The 24,657-nt window shown below is 48.6% G+C and carries 27 protein-coding genes; 20 read left to right on the top strand and 7 right to left on the bottom strand.

The features are described from left to right. Nucleotides 1-193: 193 nt before the first annotated feature. The 13 genes from OEL83_17280 to ribD all read left to right on the top strand — a co-directional run bounded on the left by OEL83_17280 (nucleotide 194) and on the right by ribD (nucleotide 10,875). On the top strand, nucleotides 194-703 hold the full coding sequence (locus OEL83_17280; protein ID MDK9708797.1) for a DUF177 domain-containing protein: 510 nt from the start codon (nucleotides 194-196) through the stop codon (nucleotides 701-703). A gap of 41 nt (nucleotides 704-744) precedes the next feature. After that, nucleotides 745-933, top strand: coding sequence for a 50S ribosomal protein L32 (gene rpmF, locus OEL83_17275; protein MDK9708796.1), 189 nt, complete (start codon nucleotides 745-747; stop codon nucleotides 931-933). Between the two features lie 9 nt (nucleotides 934-942). Further along, nucleotides 943-1,962, top strand: a complete 1,020-nt coding sequence (gene plsX, locus OEL83_17270) for a phosphate acyltransferase PlsX (protein ID MDK9708795.1) — start codon at nucleotides 943-945, stop codon at nucleotides 1,960-1,962. Continuing rightward, entirely contained in the window at nucleotides 1,962-2,936 is a 975-nt protein-coding gene (locus OEL83_17265; GenBank protein ID MDK9708794.1) for a ketoacyl-ACP synthase III, read from the top strand. The genes plsX and OEL83_17265 overlap by 1 nt, the downstream gene beginning before the upstream one ends. Before the next feature lie 15 nt (nucleotides 2,937-2,951). Next, nucleotides 2,952-4,103, top strand: a complete 1,152-nt coding sequence (locus OEL83_17260; protein ID MDK9708793.1) for an acyl-CoA dehydrogenase family protein — start codon at nucleotides 2,952-2,954, stop codon at nucleotides 4,101-4,103. Between the two features lie 73 nt (nucleotides 4,104-4,176). Continuing rightward, nucleotides 4,177-4,956, top strand: coding sequence for an electron transfer flavoprotein subunit beta/FixA family protein (locus OEL83_17255; GenBank protein ID MDK9708792.1), 780 nt, complete (start codon nucleotides 4,177-4,179; stop codon nucleotides 4,954-4,956). A gap of 19 nt (nucleotides 4,957-4,975) precedes the next feature. Then, nucleotides 4,976-6,169, top strand: coding sequence for an electron transfer flavoprotein subunit alpha (locus OEL83_17250; protein ID MDK9708791.1), 1,194 nt, complete (start codon nucleotides 4,976-4,978; stop codon nucleotides 6,167-6,169). Then, nucleotides 6,166-6,909, top strand: coding sequence for a 3-oxoacyl-[acyl-carrier-protein] reductase (gene fabG / locus OEL83_17245; protein ID MDK9708790.1), 744 nt, complete (start codon nucleotides 6,166-6,168; stop codon nucleotides 6,907-6,909). Before OEL83_17250 ends, fabG begins: the two co-directional genes overlap by 4 nt. A gap of 92 nt (nucleotides 6,910-7,001) precedes the next feature. Continuing rightward, nucleotides 7,002-7,232, top strand: coding sequence for an acyl carrier protein (acpP, locus tag OEL83_17240; protein ID MDK9708789.1), 231 nt, complete (start codon nucleotides 7,002-7,004; stop codon nucleotides 7,230-7,232). 141 nt (nucleotides 7,233-7,373) lie between these two features. Continuing rightward, nucleotides 7,374-8,615, top strand: coding sequence for a beta-ketoacyl-ACP synthase II (gene fabF, locus OEL83_17235; protein MDK9708788.1), 1,242 nt, complete (start codon nucleotides 7,374-7,376; stop codon nucleotides 8,613-8,615). 16 nt (nucleotides 8,616-8,631) lie between these two features. Further along, nucleotides 8,632-9,063: a ribose 5-phosphate isomerase B gene (gene rpiB, locus OEL83_17230; GenBank protein MDK9708787.1), complete on the top strand. Its 432-nt coding sequence runs from the start codon at nucleotides 8,632-8,634 to the stop codon at nucleotides 9,061-9,063. A 235-nt stretch (nucleotides 9,064-9,298) separates the two neighbouring features. Beyond that, nucleotides 9,299-9,763: a transcriptional regulator NrdR gene (nrdR, locus tag OEL83_17225; protein MDK9708786.1), complete on the top strand. Its 465-nt coding sequence runs from the start codon at nucleotides 9,299-9,301 to the stop codon at nucleotides 9,761-9,763. Further along, nucleotides 9,760-10,875 (top strand): bifunctional diaminohydroxyphosphoribosylaminopyrimidine deaminase/5-amino-6-(5-phosphoribosylamino)uracil reductase RibD, encoded by a 1,116-nt coding sequence (ribD, locus tag OEL83_17220; GenBank protein ID MDK9708785.1) that lies wholly within the window; start codon nucleotides 9,760-9,762, stop codon nucleotides 10,873-10,875. Before nrdR ends, ribD begins: the two co-directional genes overlap by 4 nt. A gap of 57 nt (nucleotides 10,876-10,932) precedes the next feature. Here the strand turns inward: ribD and OEL83_17215 are convergent, their stop codons facing one another. The 3 genes from OEL83_17215 to OEL83_17205 form a co-directional block, all read right to left on the bottom strand. Beyond that, entirely contained in the window at nucleotides 10,933-11,889 is a 957-nt protein-coding gene (locus tag OEL83_17215) for a hypothetical protein (GenBank protein MDK9708784.1), read from the bottom strand. A 266-nt stretch (nucleotides 11,890-12,155) separates the two neighbouring features. Continuing rightward, nucleotides 12,156-12,443, bottom strand: coding sequence for an integration host factor subunit alpha (locus tag OEL83_17210; protein ID MDK9708783.1), 288 nt, complete (start codon nucleotides 12,441-12,443; stop codon nucleotides 12,156-12,158). A gap of 113 nt (nucleotides 12,444-12,556) precedes the next feature. Further along, nucleotides 12,557-13,762: a type II secretion system F family protein gene (locus OEL83_17205; GenBank protein ID MDK9708782.1), complete on the bottom strand. Its 1,206-nt coding sequence runs from the start codon at nucleotides 13,760-13,762 to the stop codon at nucleotides 12,557-12,559. A 547-nt stretch (nucleotides 13,763-14,309) separates the two neighbouring features. Here OEL83_17205 and OEL83_17200 point away from each other — a divergent pair. Beyond that, nucleotides 14,310-14,555, top strand: coding sequence for a PxxKW family cysteine-rich protein (locus tag OEL83_17200; protein MDK9708781.1), 246 nt, complete (start codon nucleotides 14,310-14,312; stop codon nucleotides 14,553-14,555). A 104-nt stretch (nucleotides 14,556-14,659) separates the two neighbouring features. Here the strand turns inward: OEL83_17200 and lpxC are convergent, their stop codons facing one another. After that, a complete protein-coding gene (gene lpxC / locus OEL83_17195; GenBank protein MDK9708780.1) occupies nucleotides 14,660-15,985 on the bottom strand; it encodes a UDP-3-O-acyl-N-acetylglucosamine deacetylase in 1,326 nt (441 codons plus the stop codon). Between the two features lie 403 nt (nucleotides 15,986-16,388). Between lpxC and OEL83_17190 the strand changes: the two genes are divergently transcribed. Continuing rightward, a complete protein-coding gene (locus tag OEL83_17190) occupies nucleotides 16,389-17,018 on the top strand; it encodes a DUF47 family protein (GenBank protein ID MDK9708779.1) in 630 nt (209 codons plus the stop codon). Beyond that, entirely contained in the window at nucleotides 17,011-18,021 is a 1,011-nt protein-coding gene (locus tag OEL83_17185) for an inorganic phosphate transporter (protein MDK9708778.1), read from the top strand. Before OEL83_17190 ends, OEL83_17185 begins: the two co-directional genes overlap by 8 nt. A 115-nt stretch (nucleotides 18,022-18,136) precedes the next feature. Here the strand turns inward: OEL83_17185 and OEL83_17180 are convergent, their stop codons facing one another. After that, complete coding sequence (locus OEL83_17180; protein MDK9708777.1) at nucleotides 18,137-18,328, bottom strand: hypothetical protein; 192 nt, start codon at nucleotides 18,326-18,328, stop codon at nucleotides 18,137-18,139. Between the two features lie 348 nt (nucleotides 18,329-18,676). Between OEL83_17180 and OEL83_17175 the strand changes: the two genes are divergently transcribed. Then, nucleotides 18,677-20,230, top strand: a complete 1,554-nt coding sequence (locus tag OEL83_17175) for a phosphate ABC transporter substrate-binding/OmpA family protein (GenBank protein MDK9708776.1) — start codon at nucleotides 18,677-18,679, stop codon at nucleotides 20,228-20,230. A gap of 19 nt (nucleotides 20,231-20,249) precedes the next feature. Here the strand turns inward: OEL83_17175 and OEL83_17170 are convergent, their stop codons facing one another. Continuing rightward, on the bottom strand, nucleotides 20,250-21,464 hold the full coding sequence (locus OEL83_17170) for a nucleotidyltransferase family protein (protein ID MDK9708775.1): 1,215 nt from the start codon (nucleotides 21,462-21,464) through the stop codon (nucleotides 20,250-20,252). A 195-nt stretch (nucleotides 21,465-21,659) separates the two neighbouring features. Between OEL83_17170 and OEL83_17165 the strand changes: the two genes are divergently transcribed. Genes OEL83_17165 through OEL83_17155 form a run of 3 tightly spaced genes read left to right on the top strand, consistent with a single transcriptional unit; the run spans nucleotide 21,660 to nucleotide 23,824 of the window. Then, nucleotides 21,660-21,833: a twin-arginine translocation signal domain-containing protein gene (locus OEL83_17165; protein MDK9708774.1), complete on the top strand. Its 174-nt coding sequence runs from the start codon at nucleotides 21,660-21,662 to the stop codon at nucleotides 21,831-21,833. 6 nt (nucleotides 21,834-21,839) lie between these two features. After that, nucleotides 21,840-23,033, top strand: a complete 1,194-nt coding sequence (locus OEL83_17160) for a hypothetical protein (protein ID MDK9708773.1) — start codon at nucleotides 21,840-21,842, stop codon at nucleotides 23,031-23,033. A gap of 59 nt (nucleotides 23,034-23,092) precedes the next feature. Next, the gene (locus OEL83_17155; GenBank protein MDK9708772.1) at nucleotides 23,093-23,824 is read left to right on the top strand and encodes a glutaminyl-peptide cyclotransferase; all 732 of its coding nucleotides are present in this window, start codon (nucleotides 23,093-23,095) and stop codon (nucleotides 23,822-23,824) included. 138 nt (nucleotides 23,825-23,962) lie between these two features. On the opposite strand, the gene OEL83_17150 is transcribed toward OEL83_17155, so the two are convergent. Beyond that, entirely contained in the window at nucleotides 23,963-24,655 is a 693-nt protein-coding gene (locus OEL83_17150; GenBank protein ID MDK9708771.1) for an FHA domain-containing protein, read from the bottom strand. Between the last annotated feature and the right edge of the window lie 2 nt (nucleotides 24,656-24,657).

Below are 24,657 nucleotides of genomic sequence, written 5' to 3'. Positions count from 1 at the left end.
GGTGCGGAAGTGGGGTATTTACTTTTTTCTCCTCAGTTTTTTGCCATATAAAAGGTTGTTGTCGGGTTAACCCTCCAGGCAGTTTTTCTCCTCAAGTCTTTTTTTTCTAGCCAATATTTGAGAAATTGTTTATTTTTCCTTTCTTTTTATTTTTAAACTGTCGTTCATTTCGATTTATTTTTTGGTTATGAGATTGCTTTTTGACGAAATTACTGCAAAAACCCGTCGCTATGCCATTGTCGACAGTCAATGGTTTCCGAGCACAGAGACAAGCTCGATTGTTGCTGCAACCGCCACTATCGCAGTGTCCCGACAAGATAAAGAGACGGTAGTTCTAAAGGGAGAGATGGATGGCAGATATAACCTCGTTTGCGATAGATGTGGTGAGGTATTCGAAAAACGATTGCTGAGCGAGTTTTCGTATTTGGTTACTACGCGTCAGGAAGACGATTTCGAGTCTGTTGAACAAGAGTGCAGTGATGAAGATGCTCTGACGCTGTATCTGGCAGAGCCGGTTATTGAAGTTGAAGAAATCTTGCGGGAGCAAGCGTTGCTCGCTGTTCCTGTAAAGAATGTATGTAGTGAGGAGTGCAGAGGAATTTGTGCTGGTTGTGGAGTCGTCTTGAGCAGGGAGACCTGCCGATGTAATCCAAGTGATGGCGCTTCACCCTTTGCCGTTCTTAAAAAGCTCAAAAATCAATAAAAAATTCAATGGTATGATTCATACCAGTTTTGGAGGTTACAATGGCCTTACCTAAAAGACGTCATTCTCATTCCCGTACCAGGCTTCGACGTTCCCATGACGCACTGACTGCCCCTGGCTTGTCTGTATGCAGTGATTGTGGCGAGCCTAAAGAACCGCATCGTGTTTGCGGGAGCTGTGGGAAATACAAAAGCAGGACTGTTTTTGTTCTCGACACTGAAATCGCTTAGGAGAGAGTTGTGCAAATAGCCCTGGATGCCATGGGGGGAGACCATGGTCACGAGGAATTGATTGCCGGGGCACTGCTGGCTGTAGAACAGGCGGGTCTCTGTGTGACTTTGGTCGGAGATGAAGGTCTGTTGCAAAAGCATCTCGATTCCCTTTCCCCTGACAAGAAAGCTTCGGAGCGGATCAAGATTGTTCATTCATCACAAGTAATTGAGATGAATGAGCACCCTGTTGATGCTGTGAAGAAAAAGAAGGACGCGTCGGTAATGGTCGCGTTTGATCTGGTGCGCAGAGGAGAAGCCGATGCCGCCGTAAGTGCAGGTAATTCAGGGGCGACGATGGCAGCGGCCATCCGTAAGCTTGGCCGCCTTGGCACGATATCTCGTCCTGGGATCGCATCAATTTTTCCTACCTTGAAAAAGCCGGTTGTATTAATGGATATCGGCGCCAATGTCGATTGCCGCCCGCAGCACCTCTTCCAGTTTGCCATTATGGCCTCTGCATTTTCCCGAATCATTGATATCAATAACCCGCGAGTCGGCTTATTGACTATTGGTGAGGAAACCGGCAAGGGCAACAGTCTTATAAAGGAAACATATCCTCTGCTGGAAAAGAGTTCTTTGAACTTCATCGGCAATGTTGAGGGGCGCGATGTGTTTCAGGGCAATGTCGACGTTATTGTTTGCGATGGCTTTGTTGGTAATATTTGCCTGAAGGTAAGTGAAGGGTTAGCTGAAGCGGCGATGTTGATGCTTCGCGATGAGATCCTTAAGTCTTTTTCGGCAAAAATTGGCTATTTTTTGGCGAGGCACGCCTTTCGGTCTTTTCGCAAGCGCGTCGATTACGCCGAATATGGTGGGGCTCCGCTTCTCGGTGTTGATGGAGTTGGAATTATCTGCCACGGAAAATCAAGTTCGCAGGCCATCAAGAATGCCATTCTTGAAGCGGAAAAGATGGTCAAACGCAATATTAACCAGGATATACTCGAAAACCTGGCCGCAAGTAAGAACGTCGCGCAACTGGAGAACTGATGGGGACTGTTGTTTTAGGCACCGGATCTTGTCTGCCTGAGAGGATCCTCACCAATGCAGAAATTGAGACCATTGTCGACACGAGTGCTGAGTGGATTAAGACCAGAACAGGCATTGAAAGCAGGCACATTGGCGGGAAAGGCGAACAAACGTACCAGTTGGCGGCAAATGCCGCGCGAAAGGCCTTGGCTTCGGCTGGGGTAGCTGCGGAAGATGTGGGGCTTATCATCGTTGGCACGATCAGCTCACACATGCTGATGCCGTCCAGTGCCTGTTTTGTTCAGAAAGAAATCGGTGCGGTAAATGCATTTGCCTTTGATCTGAATGCGGCATGCTCTGGATTTTTGTATGGTCTCGATATTGCTGATAAATATATTCGTTCCGACCATTCCATGAAGGTTTTGGTGATCGGTGCCGAGACCCTTTCGGGCCGATTGAATTGGCAGGATCGGAACACCTGTATTCTTTTTGGTGATGGGGCAGGGGCAGCGGTGTTCGGCTATTCTGACTCCTCGCGTGGAGTCATAGGGTCTAATCTGCTCTCTGATGGAAGCCTCTGGGATCTGTTGTACATGCACGCTCCCGAAAGTTCCAATCCTGATCTTCTTGTCCCCGGCAATAGCGGGGCATATATTCAGATGGAAGGTCGTGAGGTGTTTAAACATGCGGTCAGGGCCATGGAGGATTCAATCCGCGGGCTCCTGCAAAAGCATGGTGTAGCTCTGGGTTCGGTCAACTTTGTCATACCGCATCAGGCGAATATGCGGATTCTGAGCAACCTCATTGAACGCCTGGACATCCCCCGGAGTAAGGTATTTATAAACGTTTCCAAGTATGGTAATACATCCGCTGCATCGATTCCCATCGCCCTTGATGAGGCCAATCGGGGCGGTTTGCTGGTGGAGGGGGAAACGGTGTTATTTTGTTCCTTCGGCGGTGGCTTCACTTGGGGCGCAACTCTGATTAAGTGGTAAACTGGAGAATTGAGAATGGATTATTTCTTGTCAGAAGAACAACAGATGATCGTTGATACAGCAAGACAGATCACTGATGAACGAATTATTCCTCATCGTGCCGAGCTTGATGAGCGGCACGAATTCCCGCGACAGATCCTCAATGAAATGGCGCAAGCCGACCTTTTCGGTGTTCCGATTCCCGAGGAGTATGGTGGATTTGGTGGCGGCTGTTTCGATATAGTACTCACGGTCGAGCAGCTGGGTCGAGGTTGTATCGGGGTCGGGACAGCCTTTTCCGCTAATTTTCTTGGGGTATATCCTATCATTATCGCCGGTTCCCCGGAAATGAAGCAGAAGTACCTGCCTGATGTCGCATCCGGCAAAAAGTTCGGAGCCTTTGGTTTGACAGAGGCAAACGCCGGTTCAGATGCCTCCGGCATCCAGACAACGGCAGTTGAAGATGGCGACTACTGGGTGTTAAATGGCACAAAACAATGGATAACCAACGGTGGTGAGGCGCAAATATATACAGTGGTGGCGATAACCGACCGGAGCCGAGGTCCGCGTGGAGCATCTTTGTTTGTAGTTGAAGAGGGCGACCCCGGTTTTAGTTGTGGGCCCAAGGAAAAGAAGATGGGTATCAGGGCCTCTTCCACTACTGAGTTGATTTTTAAAGACTGCCGTATCCCCAAAGACCGGATGGTTGGCCGTCCCGGCACCGGATTTATTACGGTTATGAAAACCCTCGACCTGTCACGTCCGGGAATCGCTGCACTTGGCGTGGGCCTCGCCCAGGGCGCCCTCGACATGGCAGTAAAGTACGCTAAACAGAGAAATCAGTTTGGAAAACCAATCATTGCCTTCCAGGCGGTGCAGCACATACTCGCCGATATGGCAATTGGTATTGAGTCGGCGCGGGCCCTGGTTTATGCTGCCGCAAAGCATATTCAAGCACATCCCAAGGATATGTCAAAGGCATCGTCGATCTGTAAGGTATATGCCACGGACGTGGCAATGAAGGTCACAACCGATGCCGTTCAGGTTTTGGGAGGGTATGGCTATATGTGTGAATATCCTGCCGAGAAAATGATGAGAGATGCAAAAATCCTCCAGATTTATGAGGGTACCAACCAGATTCAGCGTAATGTCATCGGACAAGAACTGAACAAAGAGTATTCGTCATAAGACGGTTGTGTTGAAATTCTTATGATTAGTGGGCTGGACGTTTTATAGACAGTAATTATGCGTAGGTTATTGAATGAAGATTATTGTATGCGTTAAGCAGGTGCCGGACGCTAAAGATGTACGACTCGACCCGGTTACCAACACACTAGCGCGAGAGGGTGTGCAGTCGATCATGAATCCTTACGATCAGCACGCCTTGGAAGAGGCGGTGCGCTTAAAGGAAAAATGTGGCGGTGAGGTAGTTGTTATCACCATGGGGCCACCCCAAGCGGAAGAGGTTTTGCGCCAGGCAATTAGCTGTGGGGCCGATGATGCAGTGCTTATTTCTGATCGTTCCTTTGCCGGTGCCGATACTTGGGCAACTGCTTACACTCTTGAGCATGCAATCAAGAAAATTGGTGATTTTGATTTAATTTTATGCGGTAAACAGGCAATTGATGGCGATACCGCTCAAGTCGGCCCCGGCCTTGCTACCCGGCTTGGTATTCCCTATATGACGTGTGTGCAGAAGATTCGGGAGGCAAACGAGGGTGGACTGGTTGCTGAGCGAATGATGGATGATGGCTACGATGTCGTTGCCGTCGACTATCCCGTGCTTCTCTCGGTGGTGAAGAACATTAATGAGCCTCGGGTTCCCTCAATAAAAGGGAAAATGAAGGCAAAGAAGGTGGAAATTGCTAAATTCAGCGCCCAAACCATCGGAGCTGATCCAGCCTGTATAGGTCTACCCGGTTCTCCCACTAAGGTTGTCAATGTTTTCCCGCCGTTGGCCAGGGGAGAACGAACGGTATTGACTGGTACGCTTGATGAGCAGATAGATCAGCTTGTAGAAAAACTGTTGCCGTATCTGTAACAAAACAGGGAATATCTTTATGTTGAATATTAACAAAGAGCTATGCATTGGTTGCGGGATCTGCGCCGATAATTGCCCTTTCGGGGCAATTACCATTGAAGATGACTGCGCGGTGGTTGGTGAGTCCTGCACCTTGTGTGGCGCATGCGTTGAAAGCTGTACCGTCGATGCCCTGAGTATTGATGTCAGTGGCAGAGCAGTACAGGATGATTTGAGTAGATGGTCAGGTGTTGCGGTCTTTTGCGAATACCGAAAAGGAGCGCTTGCGCCTGTTTCTCTCGAACTTTTAGGCATTGGACGAAAGCTTGCCGATACACGGGGAGTGAAACTGAGTGCCATTCTTCTTGGTTTTGAAATCCAAGAATCCGCCTCACTGCTCATCGGGCATGGTGCTGATATTGTCTATGTTGCTGATCATGAAGCTTTGCAGGAATTTCGAGACGATTGTTATGCCGCAGTATTCACGCACATTGTCAAAGAATATCGTCCGGAGATTGTTTTGGCCGGAGCCACGGCAATTGGCAGGTCATTTATCCCTTCCGTGGCAACTGCTCTCAACACCGGTTTGACCGCCGACTGCACCAAACTTGAGATTCGTGAAGAGGATGGCGTTCTGCTGCAGACACGACCGGCATTTGGCGGTAATATCATGGCGACGATTGTCTGTGAAACCACAAGACCGCAAATGGCAACCGTCAGATCGAAGGTAATGAAGGCCTTGGACTACAATGCCGAGAGAACAGGTGAGATTATCACCATTCATCCCCCGATGGATCTTCTGGCAAGTAAAGTGAGGATTCTTGAGTCTGTGGTTGGAGAGGCATCGACAGTGAATATTCAAGAGGCAGATATTCTTGTCTCCGGAGGGCGAGGTCTGGAAACGGCCAAGGGTTTTGAGCTCATAAGAAAGCTTGCCGACACTTTGGGTGCTAAGGTTTCTGCATCCAGGGCTGTTGTTGATGCGGGGTGGATTCCTTATCCCCACCAGGTAGGTCAAACAGGAAAGACGGTTGCTCCCAAGCTGTATATTGCCTGTGGAATTTCCGGTGCTGTGCAGCATGTGGCTGGAATGCAATCGGCTGAAACTATTGTCGCCATCAATCGGGACGAGAACGCCAGCATCTTTAATGTTGCCGATTACGGCTTAGTTGGCGACTTGTATGTGATCATTCCTAAACTCATTGCTAAGCTTGAGGAGCGTCGCTCGCTATGAATCTCGTAGGGAAGGTTGCTGTCGTCACCGGCGGGAGCCGGGGCATAGGCCGGGCGATTTGTCTTCGACTCGCTGCAATGGGCGCCTTGGTATACGTTAATTACGTCAGTCGGTCGGCAGCGGCAGAAGAGACCGCAGCGTTGATACGACAGGCTGGCGGCCGGGCCGAGATCATTGCTTTTGATGTGGCGGATGGTGCGGCTGTGCAGGATGCTTTTAAAAAGGTGATCAGCGAGGCCGGTTCTATCGATATCCTCATCAACAATGCAGGGATTACCCGAGATGGTCTCATGGCAAGGATGAAGGAAGCGGATTGGGATGCGGTACTTGACACCAATCTTAAAGGGGCTTTTTCGTGTGCCAAGGCTGCGTCACGGGAAATGATGAAAAAGAAGTGGGGTCGCATTGTTAATATTTCATCGGTTTCCGGGTTTGCTGGCAACCCTGGGCAGGTGAACTACTCAGCGGCCAAGGCCGGACTCATTGGATTGACCAAGGCAATGGCCAGAGAGTACGCGTCCCGCAATATTACCGTGAATAGTGTAGCACCCGGGTACATTGCAACAGAAATGACCGAGCAGCTTTCGGCCGACATTCAGGAGCAGATAAAAAAGGAAATACCTTTGGCATCGTTAGGTAGCCCCGAAGATGTGGCTGGAGCCGTGGCGTACCTGGTTTCCGAAGATGGAAGGTATGTCACTGGCCAGACGTTGCACGTAAATGGTGGAATGTACATGTAGCAAAGCATTTTGTTTATTCTTATTAACAATAAAATTATTATTGCACACAGTTAACCGTAGCTGTGTCTACTTTCAAGCAAGGGAGAATGAAAATGGCAATCGAACAAGAAATGATTGATATCATTGTTGAGCAATTGAGCGTTGAGAAGGAAAAAGTTGTGCCAAATGCCTCATTCGTCGATGATCTTGGCGCGGACTCACTTGACCTCGTTGAGCTGATTATGGCAATGGAGGAGGGCTTTGATATAGAAATTCCTGATGAGGATGCCGAAAGTATTACCACAGTTCAGGATGCTATTGACTACGTAAAAAAGAAAAAATAACATTGTGTCGCAGCATTAAGCTGAGTTGAGCAGCTCGTCTGCTCAAACGAAACTTATGTACTTGTGGTATAAGCAGCAATCATTGTTAGCCCCCCGTTTGCGCTGTGTGACTGAAAAAAGAAACGAAAAGGAGCCGCTATCGTGAAGCGAAGGGTAGTAGTTACAGGCTTGGGATTGGTGACCCCACTCGGCACCGGAGTTGAGAAGACCTGGCGAAATATCTGCTCGGGAGTAAGTGGTATCGACCTCATTACTCGTTTTGATACCAGCGAATACGGGGTGAAAATTGCTGCTGAAGTGAAGGATTTTAACGCCGAAGACTTTTTTGACAAAAAGGTCATAAAGCATCTTGATCTCTTTGTCCAATACGGTCTTGCTGCGGCTCAGATGGCTGTGAAAGACAGCGGATTGATCATTACCTCACAGAACTGTGAGAGAGTTGGTGTGATCACCGGATGCGGTATGGGAGGATTGCCAACCATCGAGAAATACCATCAGGTCAGTATAGAAAAGGGTCCTAGAAAAATTACCCCATTTTTTATTCCGATGGTTATTCCCAACATGCCGTCTGGACAGATATCCATGGCCTTGAATGCAAAAGGCCCGAACCTGTGTTTGACAACCGCCTGTGCTGCAGGAACGCATGCTATCGGTGAGGCCTATCGGCATATTCGATACGGAATGTGTGATGTTGTTGTCAGCGGTGGTACGGAGGCAGTAATTTGTGGCCTTGGTGTTGCTGGTTTCTCGGCGATGAAGGCTCTTTCCACGCGCAATGAGTCACCACAAGCGGCATCTCGACCGTTTGATAAAGAGCGTGACGGCTTTGTTATGTCGGAGGGTTCGGGTATCGTTGTCCTTGAGGAATATAACCACGCCGTTGCCAGAGGAGCTAAGATTTACGCTGAAGTCTGTGGCTACGGCTTGACGAGTGATGCGTTTCACATTGCCGCCCCGCCGGAAAACGGTGAGGGCGGAATGCGAGCGATGCGCATGGCTGTTGAAGATTCCGGTCTGGCATTGGAAAACTTTGACTATATCAATGCCCATGGCACATCGACGCCCCTTAATGACAAATGTGAGACACAGGCGATTAAATCTGTATTTCAGAGTCATGCAACACAACTTGCGGTCAGTTCAACAAAATCAATGACCGGGCACATGCTCGGTGCCGCGGGAGGGATTGAGGCGGTTTTTACTGCTTTAAGCATATTTGAACAAATTGCGCCGCCGACCATCAACCTTGAACAACCAGACCCTGATTGTGATCTTGATTATGTTCCTAATGTAGCGAGAAAGATGACCATCCGGGCGGCGCTTTCCAATTCATTTGGATTTGGTGGAACGAATGCAGTTCTTGCCATGAAAAAGGTAACTGATTAATCAGATTTTGGAGAGACTGGTGAAGATAGCAATTGCAGCCGATCATGGTGGTTTTGAATTAAAGGAGTTGATAGCCAGGTCGCTCATCGACGCCGGACAAGATGTTGTCGATATCGGTTGTTTTTCCAATGAATCAGTCGACTACCCTGATTTTGCCGAGAAGGCAGTCGAGCGTATCATCAGTGGTGAATGTCAGATGGGGATTTTGATTTGTGGCACGGGCATTGGAATGTCAATTGCGGCCAATAGGAATAGGGCCATAAGAGCCGCAAATTGCTCGAATGTTTATACCGCTAAAATGAGTAGAGAGCATAATAATGCTAACATTCTTTGCCTTGGCGCCAGAGTGCTCGAAGTGGAAGTTGCCATTGAAATGGTACATGTCTGGTTGGCGACACCTTTTGCCGGAGGAAGACACCAAAGAAGAATTGCTAAATTTAGTGATTGATGATTGCAAGAAGTATATACTGTACCGAGAGCCGATTTTGCCCCGCAAAATCGGCTCTCGTCGTTTCGATGGTATGCTGATCTGAGGGTAAAATGGTCAGGTTTTTTCGTGATTTGTCCAAAATTGTTGGTAAAACCGAGGGCGACCGGCACTGGTAATACCAAAAAAGACCGGCTGTTACCAGGTACCGTTCAGTTGATTATTATATCATGTATTCTTTTTCGTGGAGTAACTTATGAAATGCCCATATTGTGGACATCTTGATAACAGAGTTATTGATTCGCGACTTAATAAGGATGCGACTATTACCAGAAGAAGGAGGGAATGTGTTGCTTGTGATCAAAGGTTCACCACCTATGAACGGCTTGAAGTAATGTTGCCGGTGCTTGTAAAAAAAGATGGCCGCAGAGAACCGTGGGATAGGCATAAACTTGTCGCCGGTTTGGAAAAGGCTTGTGAAAAAAGAACGGTAAGCAGAGATAAAATTGATGAGTTTGCCGATGAGATCGAGCACAAACTGCAGGACTATGGCGCTAAGGAAATTCATTCGCAGGTTGTTGGCCAGTGGGTAATGGAAGGGCTTCCACGTCTTGATGAAGTTGCATATGTACGTTTTGCCTCGGTGTATCGCCAATTCAAAGATGTGAATGAATTTATGGCGGAGCTGAAAACACTGCTTGATTCAAGGGGAGAAAAATGAATAGGTCGGCGGATGAAAAGTATATGCGCCTGGCCATCATTGAAGCAAAAAAAGGATTAGGACGTACCTCGCCCAATCCATGTGTCGGCGCGGTCATAGTGAAAGAGGACCGGATTATCGCCAAGGGATATCACAAGAAAGCCGGCACCCCACATGCTGAGATACATGCATTGCAACAGGCCACTGAAGCTGTTGCTGGGGCCACCATCTACGTAACACTCGAACCATGTAATCATACCGGTAAAACTCCTCCCTGCACTCTCGCCATTATTAAGAGTGGAATTTCCCGGGTTGTTGTAGGGATGAAAGATCCCAATCCACTCGTTAACGGCAGCGGCATCGCCACCCTGCAAGCCCGTGGAATTTCCGTTACCAGCGGTATTCTGACAAAAGAATGTGAGGCTTTAAACGTTGCTTTCATCAAGCATATTACAACAGGACTGCCTTATGTAATCATGAAGGCGGGTGTCAGTCTTGATGGTCGATTAAACTATCTGGAAGGGAATAGCGGTTGGATTACTGGTCGAGAATCGGTACTTGAGGCACACAGACTCCGAGATAGGGTGGATGCAATATTGGTTGGCAGCGGCACGGTAAAAATTGACAACCCGTCACTGACCACCCGGATTCCAGGGAAACGTACAAGAGATCCTCTTAGGATTATTTTGGATAGCCAGTTGTCGACTTCACTGAATTCTAATGTCTACGCTGGTGATTCGAAGGTGCCGGCATGGGTGTTTCATGCAGAGGATGTATCGCAAAGAAGAATCGGCGATTTTCAATCCAAGGGAATTCGGTTGTTTCCTCTTGAGCGAAAAAATGGTGGATTGCATCTGCTGCAACTACTCACAATTCTTGGACGAGAAGGGGTCTGTTCGGTTATGGTAGAGGGCGGGGCGAAGCTTCATGGGGCCTTTCTGGACGAAAAGCTCTTTGATTATGCTACGCTGTTCTATGCCCCGCTCTTCGCGGGAGACAGAGGGCTTCCTCTGGCTACGGGACTTCATGTGCAGGGCCGAAAAGATGCGCCTAGATTGATTTCTGTGCGCTACAAAAGGCACGGTGATGATATGATGATTTCTGGCGAAATAGCATATAGTCCGAAATCGTAAGAATCCTGCCTTCAGGTACCAGTTCATTTAAGAATTGACCTACAGAATGTTGGAAAATTACCTATCTTGTGAAAAGTGGTTGATTTTCGAAACCAAGTCGGCACAGTCGCTCAAGCTCTTACAGACTATCGAGAGTGTAACTGTATCTCTTTCAAATGATGGGCTATGAGTAATTGTGAAATGCGAGGGCAACTGCAGGTCGCGAACTTGTTTTGTGAATTTGTCTTCGGCTTGCGAGTGTAAAGGATTGAGTTGTTGTTGCAGCAGATCCTTAAGGTGCTGAATTTTTTGGGGGATATTGAGCTCTGGATGTTTGAGAATTTGATCAATCTCCTGAGTCCTGAGATATGCCGAGATAGTACATCCCAAGCGGAAAGAGATGTCCCGAATGAGGGTGAAAAACCTCTTTTGCTTTCCCTCACCCAAAGCAAGACCCTTAAAAAGTCGCACCAAGGCTAGACGGTCCGGTATCCCCTGTAACCTCAAAAGCTCGCCGACCATTTTTTCTTGAAGCATATCACTGTGAATTTCTGCAATTATGAACGGATCAAATTGCAAAATATTTTTAAGGTCATTTATAACTGAAAGCTTTTTCCTCAACTGCAGCCTTTCAAAGTAATTATCAATAATATCTTGATCGGCCAGAAAGCGGGAGGATATCTCTACAAATTGCGCTTTCTCCACCAGCGACAAAGGGCGTGCCGAGCATTGGTCGGTCAGCAGAATATCGAGGAGTAGTGTCGGTTGGGTCTTTTGAGGCAGAATCAGGCAATCGATATTGCGCATTTGTGCTTTGGTCAGGGTAAATAACAACCTTTTATACCCGCATAGAATGTCAAAAGTGCCGTTTTCTTTTGTCAGGAGGATTGGTTTGTGGATAATGCCTATCCTGTTAAATGATTGGAGGAGGTTGTCGGAAATTGTCTGTGATTCCCAGGGGTGAAGGCTCCAGTCATTTGTGAATGTGATATTTTGAAGTGAAACGGCGCTGCAAGGAAGGTTTGTAGCGAACATGATCAATCCTGGGGAAGGTAATCTGCATTATGAATTAAGAAAGACACCCCTGGTAGCTGAAAATCAAAGCCTAAACGAAAGCGACCGCTGACCTGATATAGATTCTTTCAGGTCTTGCGGTCGCAAGAAATCCCTGGAACATACAAGGGAAATTTTCCGGGAAGCCCAGAGATGGTACCACAACGCCACACACCACAAGCGCTCGAAGAGCAACCAACGATTCGCCTAAGAGAGAAACCCGAAAAACGTAGCAAACTCAAAAAACATTAAGATGCGTTTATCTTTTCCCTTAAAATCCCAGATGGCTTGAAGGTGACAACACGCCGAGCATCAAGGGTGAGCTCATCTCCGGTTTGTGGGTTTCTGCCCCGACGTGCATTTTTCCGTTTCACATTAAATTTGCCGAAACCACTTAATAAGAGATCGGAACCATTTATCAGTGAATCTTTCGAGATACGAAGAAATGCTTCTACTGAATCGGTAGCCTGGGCTTTTGTTAACCCCTCGTGGTTTTTGTACACTTGCTGGACCAAATCAGCTTTTGTAAGGGTCATAATTCCTCCTGATTGTACTGTATTGGTTAAGAAACTTTTTACAATGATATACTTTCAGAGCAGAAAGTCAAATATTCAGCAACAAATAACAAAATCAATTGATTGAGATTTTCTTAGACGACGGCAGCAATCTTGAAAATTGGTAAATACATTGCGACAACCAGACCGCCAATCATGCCCCCAAGAAAGACCATCATGAAAGGCTCAATCATAGCAGTCAGGTTTTCTACCGCCTGATCAACTTCTTCGTCATAGAAATCAGCGATTTTTTCAAGCATGGTGTCTAATGCACCGACAGATTCGCCGACGTTGATCATCTGTATTACCATGTTGGGAAATACTCCACTTTCCTCTAATGGGTCGGCCAATGGCCTCCCTTCCGCAATCGAATCGCCAACTCGAAATACCGCATTCTCAATTATTTTGTTTCCCGCTGTTTTTGCAACTACCTGCAATGCCTCAAGAATTGGAACACCGCTTTGCAGCATGGTGCTTAGTGTCCTTGTGAATTTTGCGACAGCCACCTTGCGCAACAAAATCCCAACGACAGGAGCATGTAATAGGCCCTTGTCAATAACCAACTTGCCCTTTTCTGTGCCGTAGAATTTCTTCACAAGCATTATCGCAATAAAAATGCCGATGGCAATATAGAGAATATTGCTTTTAAAGAATTCGCTCATATTTACAACAATTTGAGTTGGGAGCGGCAATGTCGAGCCGAAGTCGGCAAACATTTTTGAGAATACCGGTATAACAAAGATGAGAATAATCGCCAAGATAACTATGGAAATTCCAAGGCAAATTGCCGGGTAGGTCATTGCCCCTTTTATTTTCTTTTTGAGAGCCATGGATTTCTCCATAAAGACGGCGAGCCTCGAAAGAATAGTATCTAAAATACCCCCAGTTTCCCCAGCCTCGATCATGTTGGTAAATAGATTGTCGAACACCTTCGGCTTTTTCCGCATTGAATCGGCAAGAGTAGATCCTGCTTCGACATCGGCGCGGATCTCTCCCAACGCTTTTCTGAATGTCGGATTTGCCTGTTGTTTCTCAAGTATTTCGAGACCTTGAACCAGAGGAAGGCCAGCGTTAATCATAGTCGATAACTGACGGGTAAAGATAACGATATCTTTTCCCGTCACTTTCGGTTTGAAAAAAGCAACATTTGCAAGAAGGTCTTTGGGCTTTTCCTTTATGACTAAGTCGATGATCCGCAGCCGTTTTAGTTGTGCGAGTGCACCAGCCTGGTCGGGAGCTTCAATTTCTCCCTTTCTTTTCTCGCCAGCAGAATTTTTCCCCTTCCAAACATAAACCGGCATCTTTGCCTCCAATTTTAGAGAGCATATCAAGAGGAGTCAGGAAAACACCTCCATTCGTTCCAAACAGAAAGTAAAATCGATTATATAACAAGATGCTTCATATTACAAGTCCTGGAGTTTTATTGCATTGTCTTGGCAAATTATTTCTAGAACGTTGTAAGGACAGGTTGTCATCTTGTGGGGGTGGGGCATATTTTAATGGAAAAGAGCTCATCCGTATCTGCTGAAACGATGATGGCAAATTAGAATTCTTCTCATGCATATATTTTGGGGTCGCGGGAGAAGGCCACTTGCCAATTTGCTGATGTGGAGGGGAGAAGGTTTCATCACTTCATTACTTCAATATCCCGCTGTTCAAGTGGCAGGTAAGGAAGAACTGTTATGATGAGCGGTTCGGCTTTAAAAAGCTTGTTTCTTTGTCCCAGGTTTGCTATATAGAGAGGTTCTATATTTGCTACTTGTGTCAGTCCGTGGTTCACCACGGCTGTTTCCCCTGGTGTGACGATGGGAGCGCCAGCAAGAGTTTGACGTATCGGAGGACGAATACATGGAGAATCAGGCGACGGTAAATTATGCTGATGGTCGTTTTCAGCCTATCATTGATAAGTGCGAAGGATGTGGCCGTATCGTAGAAAGTGAGAATGCTCAGTACTGCAGGAGTTATGTGAATCCTTCGGCTAAATGGAAATTGGGTTTTTGCAATTTTGCAACGCATGCAAAGCCGGAAATTAGTGTTGTGAAAATCAGGGTTAACCCATTGAAGGCTGCAAAGCGCGCTTCGAAGAGAAAATAACTCGCTGGGCCAAATTTTATGATTTGCAAGGGATCTGCTGTAAAGCAGATCCCTTTTTTTGTTTGTCCAACATTAACTGAGGGCGCAAGTCTGTTGAGGCAGCTTTATACGGAATTACTCTGGATAGCCTGGTACAGGCGTTCTACCAGTGCCTGATTGTACCCATGAGATGTCATATTAGCGGTAATTCGTCCTTTAATGGCAAAACCGAGGAGATAGAGATCGCCTATCAGGTCGAGTATCTTGTGTCGTACAAATTCATCAGGATATCGCAGCTCGGTATTGATAACCTTACCCTCGTACATGATGATATGGGAGTTAAGATATCCGCCACCGACCTTTCCAAGCCTTTGTGCCATTTCGATATTTTCAAAGGTATTGAATGATCGAGCTGGGGCTATTTCCTTTGCAAATGATTTTTTTTCAGGATTGAAGGTGAAAATCTGTTCGCCTATGGGAGAAGGATAATCAACCCTCATCACAATCTCGAACCCATCAAAGGGTTCAGCATGGAGATGCTTTTCATCCCTTTCATCATTGCCAACTCCGACCCTCTGACGGATGACGGCAACCTTGGTGGTTGCTGGTTGCGCCTCTATTCCTGCCTGTTCAATAAGGGCACAGAAATCCTTGGCTGAACCATCTACATTCGGCACCTCATCGTCGACCTTTATAAGCACGTTTGTTATGCCATACATGGAAAAGATTGCCATCAAGTGTTCGACAGTTCTCACCTGTTGCCGGCCATTATCGAGGGTGGTGGAGTTGGCTGAAAAGGTTTTTGACGAGACAGTTTTGGAAAAATTGGCTAAGGAGGTGATATGACCACGGATGGTTTGGCCGTCGAGAGTTTGAAAGACGATCCCTTCATCTATCCCCAGAGGGCTGAGGATAATGCCCGTTTTTCGGCCACTCAGAAGGCCTACGCCATTCAGGACAACATTCTCCTTAAGGGTTCGTTGCGGTTCGGTAGAATCTATAACCTCCACCATGCCGGGGGGCATTAAAAGGTCGGCGCTGGCGATCTCGAGTTCCGTATCGGAAGGAAGGATCGATGTGATCCTTGCAGGGCGATGCTTAATAGCAGATTTTACCTTGTCGAGTAATACTTCAAGATGTAAGGGTTTTTCCATGAAATCGTAGGCGCCGGCCTTTATCGCGGTAACCGCCGTCTCAATACCGGCATGCCCACTCATCATTATGATGGGCAGCGATGGGAATCGGCCTTGTAACCGTTTCAGAAGCTCCAGACCGTCCAGCCCTGGAAGCCAGATATCTAGCATAACAAGGGAGGGCTCGAGTGTGTCGAGCTTTTGTAAGAAACTCTCTGCATCAGGAAATACCAGGGCTTGATAACCCTCGTCCATCAGAACGTTGGAAATTGTGCTACCAATGGAAGGCTGATCATCTATGATACAAATGGGATTCATGTCTCTCGTGTCCATAAAATGTTTTTCTCTTTAACCATACAAAGAAACCATGATACGCTATTCTATAAAAGTGAGCCATGATGAAGTTGATCATTGCCAATATCTTTGTGCGTGACAACAGAATCGAAGAGGCGATGAGACGGCGCGAGTTTCATTACTCTGCGCACCAAAAAAGAAATGAATGTAACGCTAACCAAAATCAAATGAAAATCTAACAGAATCCTAATCTGAGCTTTGTATTACGGGTCGCACCGAGAAGCCCTTTTCATACCCGAAAGAAATGGCGGGAGAGATACAGACTACTGGGGTACTTGGCGAAGTTTTGGCAGGGCACTTGTTCTTGATTAGCAAAGGAAGGCCCTTGGATGATGAAGCGTTTGAATAATCAGGCAGGACTCTTGTTATGGCATTTACCCTTTTTCCCAAATCCATTCGTTTTTTTGACCTGCTGATTCAGCAAAATGAACTCTTCAAGGATGTTGCCACGGAGCTTAGCCAACTTTTCGATAACTACAGTCTTGTCGATGAGGCACTCAAACGAATTTCCATAAAGGAAGAGCGGGGTGACGAGCTTTGTCGCGAAATTGCCCGCCAGCTTTCCAGTTCGTTTATCACCCCAATCGATCGTGAAGATATTTATCGGATCAGTCTTGCCCAAGAAGATTCGATTAATGTCCTGAAAAGCATTGCCACCCGCACCCACATCTCCGGTTTTGGCCGCATTCGCTTTCCTGCCCAAAAAATGATGGAAAATATACAGATGATGGCCGTCTCGACAGGAAAACTGATTGGTGCTCTTCAAGGTGGGGAGGAAGTCGGACCGATAGTCAGGGAAAGTAAGGATCTCAAGCTGGATTGTGAGATGTTGCTCAGTACCGGCCTGGCGGAGTTACAGGATGGGCCCGTCAGCGAAATAAGCGGCGTCGTCGATATTATCAAATGGATACAAGTGTATGATCGCATTGAGCAGGTAATCGAGAGGATAGACGATCTGGTGGATGCTATTGAAGAGGTGGTGCTAAAAAATGCTTGATGTCCCCTTGCTGCTCATTGTCATAGTAGTTATTGCCCTGATTTTTGATTTCACCAACGGGGCGCATGATTGTGCCAATGCCATCGCCACAGTGGTCAGCACCAATGTTTTGACCCCGCGAACGGCGGTACTCATGGCGGCGGTACTGAATCTGATCGGTGCGCTTTTAGGCAGTGAGGTGGCGCATACCTTGGGCAAGGGGATCGTCAACACCGATATCGTTATGGGCAGTCAAATTCTGGTCCTGGCTGCTCTTATTGGCGCCATTGCCTGGAACCTCATCACCTGGTACTTTGGTATTCCATCCTCATCCTCCCACGCCCTGATCGGCGGACTGATCGGCGCGGCGATTACCCATTCAGGCTTTGCCAGCCTAAACGGCATGAGTATTCTGAAAAAAATCATCCTGCCAATGGTACTATCTCCTCTTGCCGGGTTTCTTGTGAGTTATCTGGTGATGCTTGGCTTGCTGTTTGTTTTTGCCAATGCCAACCGCAAGAATGTCGCGCAGAAATTCAAAAAGCTGCAGATACTCTCGGCCGCCTTTATGGCCACCAGTCACGGCCTCAATGATGCGCAAAAAACCATGGGTGTAATCACTCTGGCCCTTCTGCTTTTTCACCAGATCGATTCTGTAATTGTTCCTTTTTGGGTTACAATCTCCTGCGCCTTGGCAATGGGGCTCGGTACCGCGCTTGGCGGATGGAAAATTATCAAAACGATGGGCCAACGTATCTCAAAACTGGAGCCAATTACCGGTTTTGCGGCTGAAACCTCGGCTGCTATGGTCATTACCGGTGCTTCGTTGGTTGGCGCACCGATTTCCACTACCCACACCATCACAGCATGTATCTTCGGAGTCGGTTCCACAAAGCGTTTATCCGCTGTTCGCTGGGAAGTTGCCGCCAACCTGGCCCTTGCCTGGGTGGTCACCATTCCGGCTTCGGCTGCTGTTGCCGGCTTTTTTTATCTTCTCCTGCAAGTCTGTGGCGTCGGCCAGTAATCCCTCACCACTGATAGGCTATATTTTTCCCTCATTCCTGCTGTATTCCTCAATGAAAAAGAGGATTCTGTCTGCAGTCGCAACCCTGCTTTCTCTCGTACCGGTTGGTATTCCTTCATGCTTTGCAATGTTTTTCCGCTCGCAGAGAGCCTTCCTGGGGATTGGTGGGCGTACCCTCGCCGCCTATTTCCTGCAGGACGTCAAACAGCAGCAGAGCATTTGGTGGCAGTTTCGATGATTGAAACTGAAACCACACGATCAATCCGAGTATTACTAAAATGATTATGCCCGTGAGAAATTCTATCATGATCATATACCCTTGATTGGTTGAGGTTACCGCAACAACACTTACCGTAGATTAAAGGGTAGGGTGCATACATTACGATAGGGTTACGATTTGATTAAATATTGCTTCCGGAGAAGGGGTGGTATTGATTTTGTATATTGATAATCAATAGTTATATCCATTCTTTGTGGGGTGTTGAGAAGATTGGTACAATTTCCCCTCGGCTGGTTATCTCGCAGAAAATGCCGGGCAATTAAAACCTAACGAGAATCTAATTCCTGTATAATCAATCTTTTTTACAAAAGAGAAGGAGGGCAGATACGGTAATCACAAACTTCTTTGCATTTTTCACTGAACGGTGAGGGTAAGATGAAAACAACAGGTGTTAGGGTTGAAGGTTTTTTGGGTGTTCTGCAGGTAGTGAGAAAACGAACCCTCTCTGCCCTGGTTGTGATCCTGCCCTTGTGTGTCATAGTTGTCCTTTTGCAGGCTGTGCATTTTACTGACAGAGTAATGGTCCCAGCCTTTGCCCTTGCCTCTCCAGAATCTCCGGAGCGTTTTTATGCTGCCGATCGATCAGCAGAAAAGCTAGGAGCGGCCGGCCAATCGAGTTCCTTCGGGGCTCTTGTTAATGCCGATGGTACTGCAATTCTACCGGAAAAAACCATTCTTCGTCTGCACGGTTCGAATACCATCGGCGCAAAGCTTGCTCCTGCTCTGGTCAGTGGCTATCTGAGCACCATACTTGGGGCTGAAAAGGTCGAGCAGTTTGCTGGGAATATGGCCAATGAGGTAGTTATAAAAGCAAAATTCAAGGATTCGATCAAGGTAGTGGAAATTCACGCTCATGGATCGGCTACTGGTTTTAAGGATCTTGCGACGGAACAATGCGAAATCGGCATGGCCTCCCGGAGAATACAAGAAAAGGAGTTTATCGAACTCATCAAACTCGGTGAAATGACCTCGCCAGCCAATGAACATGTCATTGCCCTCGACGGTATTGCGGTTGTTGTTAATAAAAGTAACAAAATCAATACACTCAGCATCAAACAGCTTGCCGATATCTTCTCCGGAAAAACGACCAACTGGCGGCAGGTGGGAGGTGAACCGGGCAAGATAGCGGTTTATGCAAGAGATGAAAACTCCGGAACCTATGACACTTTCAAGGCGATTGTTCTCGGCCAAATGAAGTTGAAGCAAGGTGTCAGACGGTTCGAATCGAATCCGGAACTATCAGCGCAGGTTGCTCAGGATCCCCTCGGGATAGGTTTTACCAGTCTGCCGAGTATCAACGAAGCGAAAGCGATAGCCGTTGCTGAGACCGGCGCCAATCCTATATCGCCGAGCTTTCTTACTGTTGCCACGGAGGATTATCCGATAGTCAGACGCTTGTATCTGTATACGGAAACTCACCCCAAAAATTCGTATGTCCGAGATTTTATTGAATTTGTCCAATCTCAAAAGGGACAGGAAATCACCAATAATATTGATTTTATTGGTATGAATATCAAAACTCTGTATAGCGAAAAGATCGATCAGACCCAGATAAAAAGCACGGTAATGGTTCAGGAGTATCTTAAAGCAACCGCTGACGCCGAGCGTCTTTCCCTCAATTTCCGTTTTCAAACAGGCAAGGTTGCTCTCGACACGCGGGCCGAACGAGATCTCAGCCGGGTAGCTGATTTTCTGCAAGACCGCCGTGACCGGCAAATCATTCTTGCCGGTTTTGCCGACAAGGCCGGTGACTACGAGATGAACTTGCGACTGGCAAGAATTAGAGCGGAAATAGTGGCCGAGCAGCTACGGTCAAGAGGTGTTGCCGTTGATCATGTTGCCAGCGGTGGTGCAGAGCTTCCCGTTGCATCAAATCTTTCCCTTTCCGGCAAGGAAAAAAATCGCCGGGTAGAGGTCTGGCTCAGATGAGGCAATGGCAATCATCACATTAATTTTTAAAGTATTTACTTATATTCATGGCCCACATCGCCAGTCGCCGCACCAGGGGGTAGGCAGGGACGGGTTGGTCTCTTGACTGCCGGTCGCCGAGTGGGAGAAACTGGCAATACAGGCGTATCCACCAAAACACCTGGCGGGGATGGGTGATCAGGATCACGACCAGTAACCTGCTCCATGTCATAACCCCATAAAAGACCCGAAACCACCACAGAGATGGCATAAAGGTGTGGAAAAGCACCCTGCCGTAGCCAAGACCTTCGGCCCGCATTTCTCGCAGCTTGCGGTTTGGCCAGCCGGTAAAAGGACGCGGAGCGAGCCGGCGGCGATGATCCCTCTGGGGAACAAAGTCCCGGGGAACCTTGGTGAAATCCCAGGGTACGACATGGTGCATAAGGGGAATGGCGTTGTAAACAAGGGGGTATTTCTGGCGGATCCTAGGCCAGTCGAGATTGCCAAGGTTTTTTTCGGTTAGGCTGACAAGGTCGGCAACGCTGATCAGCTTAAATGATTCGTAGGCAAGAGGTGGTCGAAAGGCGTGCTGGTATATGTAGTCCAGTGTCTCCATGTCACCGAGTGTCAGGGCTCCGGTCGTGCCAATGGTGAGTTTTCGGGAGGTTGCCAAGAGTTTGTCAAAATTCACCTCGGGATAATACGGAGGACAGTTGGGATACATGCCATGATGAATCTCGATACATATCACTATTCCCTGCACGGTTTTCAGGAGGGCCGGCAGATGATGGTGGTCGGCAGGAATGGCTGCAGTCGATGGAACAAAGGCAAGGGATTGTAAGAGCCTTTGGGCACGCACCGCTTCGTTCGGAGCAAAGAGGATATCCATGTCCCGCATGGGTCGGAGCGCCGGATCGGCATAGGCGGTATGGCAAAGAGCCGCTCCCTTAATCAGCAGAGGAGTGAGTTGCTCCTCCGCCCAAATCTCCAGCACCTCTTGCAGCACCTGCAGGCGGACTGCCGTGTGATGTTTGTATCGCTTATCGAGAAAATCGAGGAGGATGCGGATATGCTCCGGGTAGGATGCCTGTGACTCGGCGAGATGTTTGCTGAGCAGGGGAGTCATCCCCTCCTTCTCGGCGCGCAGGACGACAGCCTCCCAATCCTTGCAGAGCTGGCATTGGTCGTGCAAGAGCTTGTACTGTTCCTGGTGTCCGGTAGCTCGGGCACAGAGTTCAAGAAGTGGTGACCGCATTGTCTGCAAACATCTCCTCTGGTCATCCAGCTGGCCGTATACACGTATGGCAGACACTCGCCAGCGCGGATCGAGTCCATCAAAAATTATCGATACACCGAGAATTGGTCTTTGCTTTTCAGTAAGAATGGTTTTCTATACGAAAAGGTTGAGGTGTTTTTTTTACTTATAACTGGAACGGTACGGGAGGTACAGATGGAAAACAACAAAACCGATGAAGAAATGCTTTCTGACAATGATGTTCTCGATGCTGAACGGCGTGAGGCCTTGAAAAAACTCGCCGCCCTGGGCATTGCCGCGGCTACCGCGCCAGTCATGATCACCCTGCTGGAAGCCAGACAGGCCTCGGCGCAGTCCGGACGGACCTGATTGCAGATGGCATCCCTGGCTGCCGATCCGGGGATGCCGGTTGATGATTACCTCCCTCCTTGTCCATCTACCATGACCAGAGAAGTCAAGGACATCCACACCTTTCCCCTCGGAAAAGGTCTTGCTGTTTTGCGTCCTGGTGACGGCCGATTGAATATCCTCAACCCGCTGGCACGGTGGATCTGGGAACATTCTGCCCTCGGCATGCACCGCAGCGAACTGGAATCTCTGCTTACCTTGCAGGCTGGTCATGATCCGCAAGCAGTTGAGGACCTTTTTTCGCAATGGGCGGCCGCCGGTCTCGACCCGGAAGCCACCGTCGTTGCGTCACAGGATCAGCCTGATTATGCCACCTTCTGGCTTGGCGGTAGGCGGATCCGGGTTGCCGCTGACAGCCGGGAGCTTCTGCAGGCAGTGCAGCCGTGCCTTGGTCATCTTGTCGATACCGGCCCTCCCGGCCCTGTTGCCGGTACCATCGCCCTCTGCCATGAGGGTGATGGCTATGCTATCATTAAGAATGGAACAACAATTCGCCATCCAGCCTCGCTTAATGATCTGACCGTCGAGGCGCTGTGGGAGATCGTCGAAATCGGCTGCGCAGTACCTGGGCGACTGATGACGGTTCACGGCGCGGCGGTGGCCGGAGGTGGGGCTTGCTGCCTTCTTGCCGGAAGGGGCGGCAGCGGTAAAACCACCCTTGCCGCAGGACTTGCCGCCATCGGCTTCACTCTCATTGCCGATGACGTGATCCCCGTCAACTCCGGCAGCGGACTGCTCAGTCCGATGCCCATGGCCATGTGTATCAAGGCGGGCAGCTGGCCGGCCCTTGATGCATTCTACCCCGCGGCGCACAATCTGCTGTCCTACCAGCGGTTCGGCAAGGAGGTTCGCTTCTATCCTCCGCCGCCCACGGCCATCGCCGAGCCGTTCAGCATGATTCGGGCGAATGCCGTTGTCTTTCCTCATTATGTCAGAAACAGCCAGCCACAGCTCACCGAGGTACCTTCCCATGAGGTCCTGGCGGAACTAGTGCGCAGCAACAGCATCATCGACACCTGGAGCCCGAAAAAGCTAGCCGAGGTTGCCGCTTGGGTCGACAGCCTGCAGGGGTACAAGATCGTCTATCCTGATATGCAAACAGGACTCGACCTGGTCCGGCGAATTTTTCGCGACCATCTCAAATTTTCACTACCTCTCTAGTCTCTGCCGTGCGACTCGCCTTGCTCTTGACCGTTCTCGGCATCATCCTGGGCTGCAGTATGACGGCAGAGGCTGCAACACCGGAGAACAAACCGGCAATCTACTCATACAGTATCGTCAACGCCTACCCCCACGACCCGCAGGCCTTCACGCAGGGGCTTTTCTGGCACGAGGGCAAAGTTTATGAAGGAACCGGCAAACTCGGCAGGTCCTCGATCCGTCGCGTCCACCTGGCAACCGGCCAGGTAGAGCAGCGCTACGATTGTCCACGAGACATCTTCGGTGAAGGGATTACCATCTTTGCCGGAACACTGTATCAACTCACCTGGAAAAACAGAAAAACGATGCTGTACCGCAAGGACGATTTCAGCATCATCAAGACCCTAGAATATCCTCACCAGGGATGGGGCCTCACCCACGATACCGATCATCTGATTGCCAGCGACGGCAGTTCGGTCCTCTATTTTCTCGAGCCTGAAACCCTGGCGGAACAACGAAGGATAACCGTTCGCGAGGCCAACTGGGAGGTACATGCCCTCAATGAATTGGAGTATATCGATGGGCGGATCTATGCCAATGTCTATGGAACAGACCGCATTGCCATAATCAATCCGCAGGATGGCCTGGTTGAAGGATGGATCGATCTTACCGGCCTGCGCCAAGGGCTGGGAATCGACCATAGGGAGGCTGTCCTCAACGGCATCATGCATGACCCGCAGCAGGACAAGCTCTTTGTCACTGGAAAATACTGGCCGACCCTTTTCGAAATCCGCCTCGTGAGAAGAGAGTAGCCGGACGCCAGCAAAAACAACGGTATTCTAATCCCCTTCATGCGGCTGGATGAGGCGCCGCCTGCTTTTCCTCTTTTTCGCTGAAGGCGGGTGGGGTTTTGATAGGGTGTTGGTACTGAGGTGCGAACACCTGCGCAGTTAATTTTGTAAAAACCGGAAGGTCATTTTCCCGGCATTAATCACATCATCATTTTTCAGAGCTGTTCCTTTGTCGATGGTGACGCCGTTCAGCCGCAATTTACTGGCATTATCTCCTGGAATCAGGGAGTACCCCATTGCATCACGGGTGATGTAAGCCAGGTTCTTGGGGGCAAACAGGCCCTGGAGCCTGACCTCGCAGTTGTCTGCCTTGCCGATTCCGGTCAGCCGCGCCGTCAGTCGATATTCCTTCTGAGTGGTGTCACCTTCCTCCACCTTGAGTCGGGCTGGTGAATCGGGGAAAGACGGCTCGACATCTTTTGTCAATTCCCTCTGTTTGCCGGTATCGAGCATCATGGTTTGCGCCATCTCGGTGTCGCTGAGCCCTCTGATTGCACTCTCTCCACCTTCCAGCAGAAAGGTCAGGACATGCTTGCCGATGCTTGCCGTGTCCCCATCCTGCAGTTCACATCTGGAGATCTTTTCTTCATTGATAAAGGTGCCGTTGGTGCTGTTGAGGTCTTCAATGAAATACTTTTCCTGCAGACGTTCAATTCTCGCGTGAAAGTTGGATACCGCCAGGTTATCGATTTGAATATCATTTTTCATGTTCCGGCCGATGGTGATCTCGGCCTTGTCGCTTTGAAACACCTTGAGGACGTTGGTGTTGAATTTAAGCAATATTTGCAGCATGG

It is taken from the genome of Desulforhopalus sp., from assembly GCA_030247675.1.
In the GTDB taxonomy this organism is placed as follows: Bacteria; Desulfobacterota; Desulfobulbia; order Desulfobulbales; family Desulfocapsaceae; genus Desulforhopalus_A.
This window is presented reverse-complemented; position numbering and strand designations above follow the sequence as displayed.